This is a genomic window from Aeromonas sp. 82P, assembly GCF_051919365.1.
Lineage (GTDB): Bacteria > Pseudomonadota > Gammaproteobacteria > Enterobacterales > Aeromonadaceae > Aeromonas > Aeromonas veronii.
This window is the reverse complement of sequence record NZ_JBQBEV010000001.1, coordinates 3,692,940-3,703,738: the sequence shown is the minus strand read 5'-3', so window position 1 is coordinate 3,703,738 and position 10,799 is coordinate 3,692,940. Positions and strand designations below refer to the sequence as shown.

Annotated in this window: 9 protein-coding genes; 1 reads left to right on the top strand and 8 read right to left on the bottom strand. The window is 60.3% G+C overall.

Annotated features, from left to right (window positions below; all coding sequences use genetic code 11):
* Positions 1-221: 221 nt before the first annotated feature.
* A complete protein-coding gene (locus tag ACTG2S_RS16875) occupies positions 222-1,862 on the bottom strand; it encodes an alpha-glucosidase (RefSeq protein WP_274160820.1) in 1,641 nt (546 codons plus the stop codon).
* A gap of 200 nt (positions 1,863-2,062) precedes the next feature.
* The gene (locus tag ACTG2S_RS16870; protein ID WP_439982979.1) at positions 2,063-2,464 is read right to left on the bottom strand and encodes a DUF1622 domain-containing protein; all 402 of its coding nucleotides are present in this window, start codon (positions 2,462-2,464) and stop codon (positions 2,063-2,065) included.
* A 189-nt stretch (positions 2,465-2,653) separates the two neighbouring features.
* On the opposite strand from ACTG2S_RS16870, the gene ACTG2S_RS16865 reads away from it, so the two are divergent.
* Positions 2,654-4,327, top strand: a complete 1,674-nt coding sequence (locus tag ACTG2S_RS16865) for an Hsp70 family protein (RefSeq protein WP_439982977.1) — start codon at positions 2,654-2,656, stop codon at positions 4,325-4,327.
* Here the strand turns inward: ACTG2S_RS16865 and ACTG2S_RS16860 are convergent.
* From ACTG2S_RS16860 to ACTG2S_RS16835, 6 genes are all read right to left on the bottom strand, one after another.
* Positions 4,324-7,095 (bottom strand): J domain-containing protein, encoded by a 2,772-nt coding sequence (locus ACTG2S_RS16860; RefSeq protein WP_274160823.1) that lies wholly within the window; start codon positions 7,093-7,095, stop codon positions 4,324-4,326. The genes ACTG2S_RS16865 and ACTG2S_RS16860 overlap by 4 nt on opposite strands.
* A 3-nt stretch (positions 7,096-7,098) precedes the next feature.
* Positions 7,099-7,848: a DUF1266 domain-containing protein gene (locus ACTG2S_RS16855; RefSeq protein WP_274160824.1), complete on the bottom strand. Its 750-nt coding sequence runs from the start codon at positions 7,846-7,848 to the stop codon at positions 7,099-7,101.
* Between the two features lie 71 nt (positions 7,849-7,919).
* The gene (locus ACTG2S_RS16850; protein WP_274160825.1) at positions 7,920-8,840 is read right to left on the bottom strand and encodes an alpha/beta hydrolase; all 921 of its coding nucleotides are present in this window, start codon (positions 8,838-8,840) and stop codon (positions 7,920-7,922) included.
* Positions 8,841-8,927: 87 nt separating this feature from the next.
* Positions 8,928-9,254, bottom strand: a complete 327-nt coding sequence (gene yqfB / locus ACTG2S_RS16845; protein ID WP_274160826.1) for a N(4)-acetylcytidine aminohydrolase — start codon at positions 9,252-9,254, stop codon at positions 8,928-8,930.
* A gap of 42 nt (positions 9,255-9,296) precedes the next feature.
* Positions 9,297-9,968: a Crp/Fnr family transcriptional regulator gene (locus ACTG2S_RS16840; protein ID WP_274160827.1), complete on the bottom strand. Its 672-nt coding sequence runs from the start codon at positions 9,966-9,968 to the stop codon at positions 9,297-9,299.
* Between the two features lie 104 nt (positions 9,969-10,072).
* Positions 10,073-10,798, bottom strand: a complete 726-nt coding sequence (locus ACTG2S_RS16835; protein ID WP_439982975.1) for a nucleoside phosphorylase — start codon at positions 10,796-10,798, stop codon at positions 10,073-10,075.
* Position 10,799: the final 1 nt, after the last annotated feature.

Here is a 10,799-nt window from a genome sequence, read left to right as displayed (position 1 = left end):
CCACTTTGCTATGCCAGTTTGAAGGCCGATAGTTGCATCGGCAATGGATAGGTCGCTGGCATAGTAAGAGGGGCAATGAGAGCGTATCAAACGGGATAAATAATCAATTAATAAGTCAGTAATAGTGGTTAATTTAATCCCGCCGAGTGGGTGCGTGATTTTCTGCTGGTAGGCGACGGATGGCGATTGACGGGCCATTGGCATGGCCCGTCAGCACGGGGTTAACCCTGATCCACTTGCAGCCAGATGGTGCACTGATAAGGGGCGAAGAGTGGCAGTGGTTCGCTTGGGTAATTGGCCAGCAGCAACCGCATTCCGTCTGCCACCTTGTCGAAGTGGGGCATCGGCAAGGGGTTCGCCGTGAGATTGGCGAGCAGCAGCAGGGTGTGCCGCTCTCCGCTGGCCGGATCCTGCCAGTGGCGGCGATAGCTGATGCGCTCGGGATCATCCCCATCCAGCAGCTCGAAATTGCCGTGGCGAATGACCGGGTGAGTCTTGCGCAGGGCTATGAGCTGGCGATAGCAGTGAAACGGTGAGTCGGGGCGGGCCAGCTGCTCGTTAGCATTTATCTCAACGTGGTTTTCATTGAGGGCAATCCAGGGCGTGGCCGTGCTGAAACCGGCGTGGGGGCCAGCGTCCCACTGCATCGGGGTACGGGCGTTGTCGCGGCCGATGGCATCGAGCCGCCGATTCAGCTCGGCAGGATCCAGTCCTGACTGGCTGGCGCGGTAGTTGATGGCCTCCACGTCGCGCAGTTCATCCGGCTGCCAGTGGCGGTTGGTCATGGCGAGCTCCTCCCCCTGATAGATGAAGGGAGTGCCCTGCATCATGTGTAGCACCATGGCCCACAGCCTGGCACTGGTTTCTCGCCACTTTGGCCTGTCATCGCCAAAGCGGGAGACGGCGCGGGGCAGGTCGTGGTTGCCGAGAAACAGGCTGTTCCAGCCACGCCCGTGCAGCCCTTGCTGGTGGCGGGTCATGGCTCGCTTGAAGGCGAGGGGATCAAAACGGGATGACCACTTGTCACTGCCCAGCCCCAGATGCTCGAAGTTGAACACCATGCTGAACTCGCTGCCATCGTGGTTCGAATAGTTCTGCATATGGGCGAGATCGGCCCCCCAGGTCTCCCCCACCGTAATGATCCCTTTGCCGCCGAAGCTCGCGGCATTGAGCTCGCGGATATAGTCGTGCAGGCGCGGGCCATTGCTCATGGCAAGCCGGTCCCACTCCTTGCTCACCATGTCGATCACATCGAAGCGAAATCCCTTGATCCCTTTGCCCAGCCAGAAGTTGATCACCGCCGCCATTTCGGCCCGTACCGCCGGGTTGTCCCAGTCCAGATCGGCCTGACTGGGATCGAAGTTGTGCAGGTAGTAGCGATCAAGCGCTGGCACATACTGCCAGCCGCTGCCGCCAAAAATCGAGGTAATGGGGTGAGCATCGACAAAGGCTTGATCCCGGAATACGTAATAACCCTGATAACGGGGATCGCCGGCCAGTGCCTGCACAAACCACTCGTGCTCGGTGGCGGTGTGGTTGGCAACGATATCCATCATGATGCCGATGCCGTGAGCGGCCGCTTCGGCGATCAGCTGCTCCATCTCGGTCAGGGTGCCGAAGGCGGGGTCGATGGCACGGTAGTCCGCCACATCGTAGCCGTTGTCCCGTTTGGGGGAGCGATAGATGGGGGTGAGCCAGAGCATATCGACCCCGAGGGTGGCCAGATAGTCGAGGTGCTGACGGATACCGTTGATATCGCCCATGCCATCGCCATCGCTGTCCTGAAAACTCATGGGGTAGATCTGGTAGATGACGCAGCTATCGAGGTCGATATCGGGCGTGTGAAGGGAGTGCGTATTCATCAGCTTGGCCGGTTGGGGGAGAAGATTTTCTATCTTACGCAGATGAACGGGTACTCGACAGGGCAGGGGAAACCTTGAAAAGGGTTCCATAGTTGGCTGATTTCCAAAAGTGCGGGAAGGGTCACAAAGGTGCCATCCCGGGCTACGGCTGTGGTCGGGATGGCACGGCACTTAGCGTTGATGCTATGCAGGAATTCTGGTTATTGAGCAGTCTTGGCCTGTTCGCTGCGCTGCTCCTGCTGGTGTTCTGCCTTCTCTTGTTGGCGCTCCGCTTGTGCTTCCAGCTCCTTGCCAAGGAAGTAGTTCAGGAAGGTGCGGATCACCGCGATGATGGCGAGGCGGATCAGCTCCTCCTTGCTCGGCGCGACCGTAGTGGCCAGGATGTCGGCGGCCAGCTGGAACTCCAGCGCCAGAATGAGCCAGCTGCCAAAACAGAGGCGAATGCGCGGAAAGCCGGGCTGGTGATCCCGCACTCTTGCCGCCAGCCAGAGGGTCTTGCCAAGCCCTATCACCACACAGGCGATGGAGATGATCTCCAGCAGCAGCTGGAACAGCTCGACCCCGTGCATCATCCCCTCTTTCAGGCTTGCTATCTCAAACACTCGGGTCACCTCCCTGATTCAAAAGAGGACACTATTAACACATCGCTCGGCAAAGGCCAAATTGAAGCCACTTAATGCTTATGGGTGAAATGAGCTGATGATCTAACGTTGGGCTCCACTTGACCACTCTTTGTATGCACAGCACAATCCTTGCTCTTTCATGTAGTGAAAAGGTGAAGAGGCATTTTCATGACGCAGACGCAGAACCCAGCCATTGGCATTGATCTGGGGACAACCAACAGCGCGATCGCAGTATGGTGTGAGGGCCAGGCTCAACTCATACCCAATGCCCATGGCGAGGATCTGACGCCGTCGATTGTCAGCATTGGTGAGGACAACACCCTGTTGGTGGGTCAGGCTGCTGCTACCCGCCTGCTGACGGACCCGGCCAATACAGCGTCTCACTTCAAGCGTTTTCTGGGTAGTGAGCGGCGTTATCGACTGGGCAAGGAGCAGTACACACCGACCGAGCTCTGTGCATTGGTACTGGGGAGCCTGAAGTCGGATGCTGAGGCGTGGCTCGGCCACCCTGTGCGCGAGGTGGTTATCTCGGTGCCAGCCTACTTTGGCGATCAGCAGCGTAAGCAGGTGCGACTGGCGGCCGAGTTGGCCGGGCTTGATGCGGTGCGCCTTATCAACGAGCCGACGGCAGCCGCCATGGCTTACAGCCTGCATGAGCAGCACAGCCGCCGTTTTCTGGTGTTTGATTTGGGCGGGGGGACCTTCGATGTGACCGTGGTGGAGTATCAGGATGGCATCATGGAGGTGCGAGCCTCGGCGGGAGACAATCGGCTCGGTGGCGAGGACTTTACCCAAGATTTGGTCGATGCGGTACTTGGCAGGCTCAACACCGATCGCGGTGAACTGACGCTCTCCCAACTCGGGCAAGTTTATTTGTCCTGCGAGCGGGCTAAACGTCATCGCAGTGGTAGCGGCCTTGATGTCGAGCTTGGTGCAGAGTGGAACCGGAAATTCAGTTTCTCCGAAAGCGAGCTGACCGAGACCTGGCGCGATACCCTCAACCGGCTGCGCAAGCCGCTGAGCCAGGCGCTCTCCGATGCGCGTCTACGGCCCGACGAGGTCGACGAACTGATTTTTGTCGGCGGGGCGAGCCGCCAGAGCGAGGTGCAGCAAACGGCGGTGCGCCTGCTTGGTCGCTTTGGCCGCCACGAGCTGGATCCGGATCGGGTGGTCGCCATGGGGGCCGCTATCCAGGCAGCCTGCCGCCTGCGCGACAGTGCGGTGGAAGAGCTCATCATGACCGACGTCTGTCCCTTTACTCTGGGGATTGCGGTTAATCAGGGGGATCAGAGTGGCGTGTTCAGTCCCATCCTCGAGCGCAATATAGTGGTGCCGGCCTCACGGGTAGAGCGCTACCGCAGTGGCCACGAACAGCAGAGCTCGGTGTGCATCAGCATCTATCAGGGGGAGCGGTTCTGGGTGCGCGACAACCTGCATGTGGACGATCTCGAGATCCCGTTGCCAACCGGCAAGGGCATTCAGGAAGTGGACGTGCGCTTTAGCTACGACATCAACGGCATGCTGGAGGTGGACGTGACCCTGGTGAGTTCGGGTGAGCAGTTCCAGAAGGTGATAGACAGAAGTCCGGCTGGCGTGACCGAAGAGGGCAAGCGCGAGAGTCGCGAGCGTCTGGCACGCCTCAAGCAGCATCCGCGCGATGCGTTGCCCAATCTGACCCTGAGCGAGCGATTACAGCAACTCTATGAAGAGAGCATCGGCGACGAGCGGCGCCAGGTCGAACAGTGGCTGCTGCAGTTTGAACGGGTCCTGGCCAGCCAGGACCCGCAAGTCATCAACTCGTTCCGCCAGCAGATGAACAAACTGCTCAAGCAGTGGCACTAGCCAATAATCTCCTCAAGCGACATGCGGCCCTTGGCATAGAATGTCTTGGGCCACCCGTGGCGCAGATCTCCCGCTTTGACGCCAGAGATGGCGAGCAGATGCCCCAACCAGATGGGCAGCCCCCAAAACGCCGAATTGGAGAGAAACAGAATCGAAAACCACATCGCGCTCCATAGCCAATAGAGCTGTAACACGGGCCGCCGTTTGGTGCCCCGCGTTACCTGATAGATGAGATAGACGTTCAAGAACAAGACGCTACAGAGGGAGACCAGACTGCCGCGCTCCGTCTTCCAGGCCATGTAGGGATCACCCAGTATGGAGAAGGGGTGGTCGCTCAACGGGAAGACCATGAAGAGTTGCAGCAAGCCGATGAGCATGGTGAACAGGAGCGCGCCTTTACCCAGCTGTTTGAAGCGTGAGCGGTCATGGGCTCTGTCATGTTCAAGCTGTTGATTGAGCTTGTCTTCGAGGTAACCGAGCGTGAGGCTGGCCGCCTCTCGCTGGGGTGGGGAGAGCGATTCCTGGTTCCTTAGCAGCGGCTGGATGAGTCGGCTGTTAAAACCGCTTCGATTCACGTCATGGGTCAGTAGCCCGAGGCAATAGCAACTGGGATGGACAAAGGTGGCGGCATTCTCACAAGGAAGATGCTGCTCCAGAATCGTGGGCGCGGTGATCGTGTCGGTGTCCTGAATCAGATATCCGTATATGAGGGACTCCTTGTGATACGGATAGTTTGCCAAATCCAGATTCCACTCCTTTCTAATGGCCTCCATTCGTCTGCGTAGCGGGCTCAGCAGGTAGGCATAGGCTGCGTTGCTCTCCGGGTGGCAGAGCAGCAGGTTCCACAGCACTATGCTGCTGGCGAGATCCGGCTCGTTATCGAGGCGCCGGCCAATCAGGGCGGCGAGCGCGGGCAACTCATGGGCCCTGGCTCTGTCGAGCAGCGACTGATCGCTCACCTCCGAGTTACGCAGCAGATCGGTCTGATTGCTCAGGGTCACTGACAGCACGTATTGCTCTGGCCAGCGGGCGCACGCCGTGGTGATGGCTGCCTGATAGACAGTGGGCTGTGCCGAGAGACGCAATACAGTGGCGAGCGGGGTGTCATCCTGGCTGGGGGGTAGCACGCCCATGGCGTGGCGCAGGGCAGCGAGATGCTGTGTCGGTGTCCAGGCGTAGGCGTAATAGAACTGTGCCCAGCGGAAACAACCGGGCCAGCTCTCGCCCTGCCAGGCATCGCTGAGCACCATATCGCTGTAGTAGCGTTGATGGGAGAGCCGGGCGCCCAGATGCATCCCCTGCATCATCCGCTCATCCCATCCTTCATTGCTGGCGCGCTGGGCGATGGCCTTGAACCAGGCGTCAGGCAGCAGCGGATAGCGGCGCAGACAATCGAGCCACTGCTCCGGCGTTGCGCAGGCAATCTGCTCGGCACTGGGGGGCGCGATACTCAGCCAGTCATCGTTGCCATAGCGGGCAAGCAGTGTATCAAGCAGGGGCAGTGCTGGCCGCTCGGCCAGTTTGCGGCGAGCGTGGCGTTGCAGTAGGTGTGCGAGGTACCGCCAGCCGCCCTCGGCCTCGGCCAGCTCGGGCTGTGTCAGTGCCGCTTCCAGTGCCTGCCAGGTGCCGTATTCGCTGTGCCACCATAGGCTGGCCAGGGCACCACGTGTGCCAAGTAGCGCGTCCAGCGCCAGGGCGGTGAGCGGCATATTGTCAAACCCCAGCATCTGGTCGTGCAGCCACTCTTCCACCGGGTCCGGCTGCTGCCAGGGCAGCATCAGCCACTGGGGTTCCCAATAGGCGCTGCGTGAGGTGGGCCACTTCTGGGCGGTGGCGAATGCCTGCAGCCAGCGGGACAGCTCCTGATCGCTGTCTAGATGCCACTGGATAAGGTGATTGGCGAGCAGCGCCTCGTATTCCTGCTCTTCCAGTGCCTCGGCGACCTGCAACACTAGCTGTTCCTTGCCGCAGCGCAGGCTGGCGTCGGAGAGCAGGTGCCAGTCATCTTCGCTGAGGTGATCCTGCTCCAGCAGAGCAAGTGTGAGCGCAAGACGGTGGGTGGGATCACCGTCAGTACCGGCGGCATGGAGCGCGCGCAACTGCAGCCGGAGCAGATCCGGGTGGTCACCGACGATGGGGAGGACTGAGTGATAGATGAGCCCTAACACGCTGTTGCGATCACCAGCCTCGAGCGATAGCAGCAGTGGCTGATAGAAGGCCAACACGGCGCGTTGACGGGCATGGTCCAGAGTGGCAAGCCACTCCAGAGGGGCTGCCAGCGGAGCCTGACGCCACCAGTCGAGAAATTCCCCCTTCTTTTGCATGTCGCCGGTAAGACGCAGTAGTGACGCCCAGTCGAGCGCTTGCCAGAGACGCTCGATCACCGGTGCTGGCAACCATTGCCATTGAAAGATGTGTTGCAGCACCTCGTCCGACAGCCGGCTCTGCTGCACCAGAGAAAGTGACTGCAGTGATGTCTGCCACTTATCCCATTCGGTCATTACAAATCGCCGGCTGGCATCGCCAAGCAGTTCAAGCAGGGCGGTCAGTTCAGCGGCGTCGGCCGGACGAACCAGCTCGGTCTGTGGCTTCGAGGCGTCACTCATGGCTGGACGCGGCCGGCTGGCCTCTTCATAAGCCTCACGCAGCAGGCGGAAGCCTTCGGGATCGTCTTCCGGGTGGCAGTCACGCAATTTGATATGGTAGGCGCGCTTGATAGCGGCCAGATCGTTGGTCTCTTGAAGACCGAGACGTTGCCAGATATCCATGTTTTATTCCTGCGGATCGCTGTTGAAGAGGTCAATGAGGCTTTGGGGCTGATCTATGTCGGGTAGGGGGACCTCGTACCAGCTCTGTCCGTGGATCGGGTTCTCCTTATCCCTGAGCGCATCGGCCAGCATTGTCCTCATCTCCCTGGCAATCCAGCCGTGTAGCAGAGCCTGGGCGGCTTGCTCCGGCTCCCCCTCTTCATGACTGAATTTCCATAGGCAGCGGCCGGCATACCAGGCCTGGGTGTACTGTTCCCAGGAGTGGTAACGCCGACGAGCCTGGTGGGCGAGATGGTTGTGGATAAAGCCGAACTCCTCCTCGCTGACCCAGCCAAAACGCAGCCCCTCCCGGGTGAGGTACGAGGCGCGCCCATAGTCCCATGCCTGCACACCATGGGGGCCGATATAGGGGGCGGTGCGAGCCACAAAGTCGAGCGAGGCGCGGTGACGCGGCGAGGTTGCGCGCTCTCGCATGGCTTGCCACTGGCTCGGTTGCAGGCAGTGAAAGGCACCGTACTCCTCGAGCATGAGATGCCCGTGACAGTCGCCAAAGGCCAGCTGACGGACCTGCCGGTGCAAGTCGAGACGATTCTCAATGCCCCAGTCGTCGGCGAGTGCATTCCTCTCCTCCAGGCCATCTCGCAGGGAGGTGGGTTTGAGATACTCGCGCCACTCGGTCTGGAAGGCGATCTGCGGCGAGGTCAAAGTCAGCCACCATCGTTCGTGTGGGGCAAGATTGGCACTATCTAACATGATTTCACCAGGGGGCATTTGAGTCAGCTGGTAACTATAAAGGCGTGCGAAAATGGATGCAATTGGCCCTGTTACTGGTTACGCAACCAGTCGGAGAGTTGTTCAATGAGCTGACGCGCAGCAGGGCTGACTCCGGCCAGTTGGAAGAAGCCGTGTATAACCCCCAGTTGCCGCTGACAGGTAGCCGTGACACCGGCTTGCAGCAGTTTGCTATAGAAGGCTTCCCCCTCATCGCGCAGCGGATCATATTCCGCCGTGACGATATGGGTCGGCGGTAATCCTGACAGGTCCGGATGGTGGAGAGGGCTGGCTTCGGGGTGAGTGACGGGCTGCTCCCCCAGATAGGCGTGAAAACCGCTTAACAGCATATCGCGGGTGATGAGGTAGTCATCCCCTAGCTGCCGATAGCTGTCACTGTCGCCCGCAGCATCGAGCATCGGATAAATGAGCAGTTGGGCTGCAGGCAAGGGTACGCCTTGCTCCTTGAGTCGCAAGGTGGTGATCAGGGCGATGTGCCCGCCGGCACTGTCGCCCGCAAGGACAATCCGTGCCGGATCACCATGCCATTTCTCCACATCGGCCATGATGGCGAGCGTGGCTGCCAGTGCATCGTCATGTGCTGCAGGATAGGTGTGTTCAGGGGCAAGGCGGGTATGTACCGCAAACACCAGTGCCTCGGCGCGATTGCATAGCATCCGCATCTGGCGGTCGTGAGTGTCGAACTCACCGCTGACAAAACAGCCGCCATGAAAGTAGATCAGGGCCGGACGGCTTGCACTTGAGGTGGACGCTGGCTGATAAAGGCGAACGGAATAATGGCCGTTTTGCCACTCTTCGACAGCGCCAACCTCCTCCTGTTCACCACCCAATATGGCTGAAGCAAGATAGCCTTCACGTCGCGCCTGCCAGCTCAGGCTACTCGCCTTGGGGCGGCCTGCTGCAATGAACTCCGCCACCATGGCCGCAATGGCCGGTTCCAGTTGTATATCCATAACGCACCAATGACTGTATATAAAAACAGTTATTTTGCGCCTTTAGCCAGAGAGCGCAACCGGCGTTAGCTGAGGCAGCTCACAAAATCAGACTTCAAGCAGCTGGAATTCAATCGCATAGAGCGGTGGCAGATCGGGGTAGATGTCGCGGATCACATCTTTAAGCTCGGGGAGGGTCATGTTCTCCTGACGGGCATGCTCGTCATTCAGTTCATCGAAGGCGACTGCGTTGACGGAGAGCACCTCAATGGTGCCAAAGGGCTGGTGCTCCGGGTTGGTGAACAGCGCCAGCCGCTGGCCGGGCTGCCAGTTGGCCTCGCTTTCGTCGCGGATGGTGATGGTCTTGCGGCCCGCCTGAATATCGGCAACGAAGCGGCTGAAGAAGGTGAATTCGGGATAGGGATGGGCAGACATGGTGACTCCTGACAGGGTGAATTGATATGAGGTGAATGGAAATCAAAGATCGAGATAGGCGCGCAGCCTGGCCAGATCGGCGATAACAGGGCCATCGCTGCCGTCGGCAACTATGCCCTGTTCGACCAGCTCCTTGAGGGCGCGGCGGTAGACCCGCTCTGTGGTGCCGAAGCGGGCCGCCTCGTGAGCCCGCTTGCGCGATCCCAGCATCGGAGTGCGCTGGCGCTCACGCCATAGCTCATAGGCGATGTTGTAGGCGATGGGGTGGAGCAGCCGGCTGGTGGTGATCTCCAGGGTATCGAGATAGTCGCTGGCAAGTGCGGCGGCGAAAAAGAGGGTCAACTCGGGTTCTGCCAGCAGGCGCTGGGCCAGCTTGTGGGCACAGATGACCCGGGCGTCCAGCTCGGTCTCGGCCACCACGTTCCACTGCACCGGGGTGGCGCTGAAGAACTCCATTTCACCGAAGATCTGGCTGTGACACTCAATCTCGCCGAGCTGGAAGATGCGGCCCGAGTGTACCGTGCTATTGAGGGAGACCCGCCCTGCTCCCACCAGATAGAGCTGCTCGCTCTGCTCCCCCTGCCGCATGATGGATTCGCCCGGCAGGTAGCGACGCAGAAACAGGGTGCACGCTTCCAGCGCCGCGGCAAAGCGGGGTTCCAGTTTGGCGAGTTCGGCGTGAAAACGGCCGAGGGGATAGGGCTGCTGCTGCATGACGTACCTGTCGCACCGATGACGAGGGCCATGAGGCTAGCAAGAGCGCGGACCGGATACCAGCCCGCCTCCTGTCGAATGTGCCGTGATTAACGGTTTGCCGTTTATTGCACCAGGGCGTGGAGGGCGGCGGCGATGGCGTTTCGCTCGCCGTTCATCATGGCCAGCTCGGCGTTGGCGTACTCATTGACCCCATCCTGCACATCCTGCTCGAACAGCACCACGTTGCAGAGCACGGCGGCAACCCGCACCTTGCGCAGGCGTCCAACGGTCAGCAGGGATGCGGTCTCCATGTCTGCGCCCAGCACGCCACGGGCATGCCAGTAGCGGCACACCTCCTGCTCATCATCCCGATAGAAGCTGTCGTGGGAGCGCACCAGCCCGTGCCAATGAGGTTGGCCACTGGCCGCCACCTGATTGAGCAGGGCTGCCTGCAGCCAGATGTCGGCACAGGCGGGGTACTCGGCGGGCAGATAGGCCTGCGAGGCCCCCTCATTGCGTACCGCCCCTTCCACCACGATAAGGTCACCAAGGCCGATATCGTGCTGCAGGGCGCCGGCAGAGCCGACCCGAATAAGCGAGCGAGCCCCCGCCTGCACCAGCTCCTCCAGCGCTATGATGGCAGAGGCGCCGCCGATGCCGGTGCTGCAAACCGTGATGGGCAGTCCCTGATAGCGGCCGTTGATGAGGCGAAACTCCCGGTTTTGCCCCAGCGCCTCACACTGTTCGAGCTGGCTGGCGATACGGTCGACCCGGGCCGGGTCGCCGCACAGTACCACCCGCTCGGCAATCTGCTCGGGGCGGCACTGGAGATGAGGTAGCAGCGTCATG

Bases quoted from the DNA above. Each gene is read 5' to 3' on its own strand.
- ACTG2S_RS16875 (WP_274160820.1), bottom strand. From the start codon at position 1,862: ATGAATACGCACTCCCTTCACACGCCCGATATCGACCTCGATAGCTGC.
- ACTG2S_RS16865 (WP_439982977.1), top strand. From the start codon at position 2,654: ATGACGCAGACGCAGAACCCAGCCATTGGCATTGATCTGGGGACAACC.
- ACTG2S_RS16860 (WP_274160823.1), bottom strand. From the start codon at position 7,095: ATGGATATCTGGCAACGTCTCGGTCTTCAAGAGACCAACGATCTGGCC.
- ACTG2S_RS16855 (WP_274160824.1), bottom strand. From the start codon at position 7,848: ATGTTAGATAGTGCCAATCTTGCCCCACACGAACGATGGTGGCTGACT.
- ACTG2S_RS16850 (WP_274160825.1), bottom strand. From the start codon at position 8,840: ATGGATATACAACTGGAACCGGCCATTGCGGCCATGGTGGCGGAGTTC.
- yqfB (WP_274160826.1), bottom strand. From the start codon at position 9,254: ATGTCTGCCCATCCCTATCCCGAATTCACCTTCTTCAGCCGCTTCGTT.
- ACTG2S_RS16840 (WP_274160827.1), bottom strand. From the start codon at position 9,968: ATGCAGCAGCAGCCCTATCCCCTCGGCCGTTTTCACGCCGAACTCGCC.
- ACTG2S_RS16835 (WP_439982975.1), bottom strand. From the start codon at position 10,798: ATGACGCTGCTACCTCATCTCCAGTGCCGCCCCGAGCAGATTGCCGAG.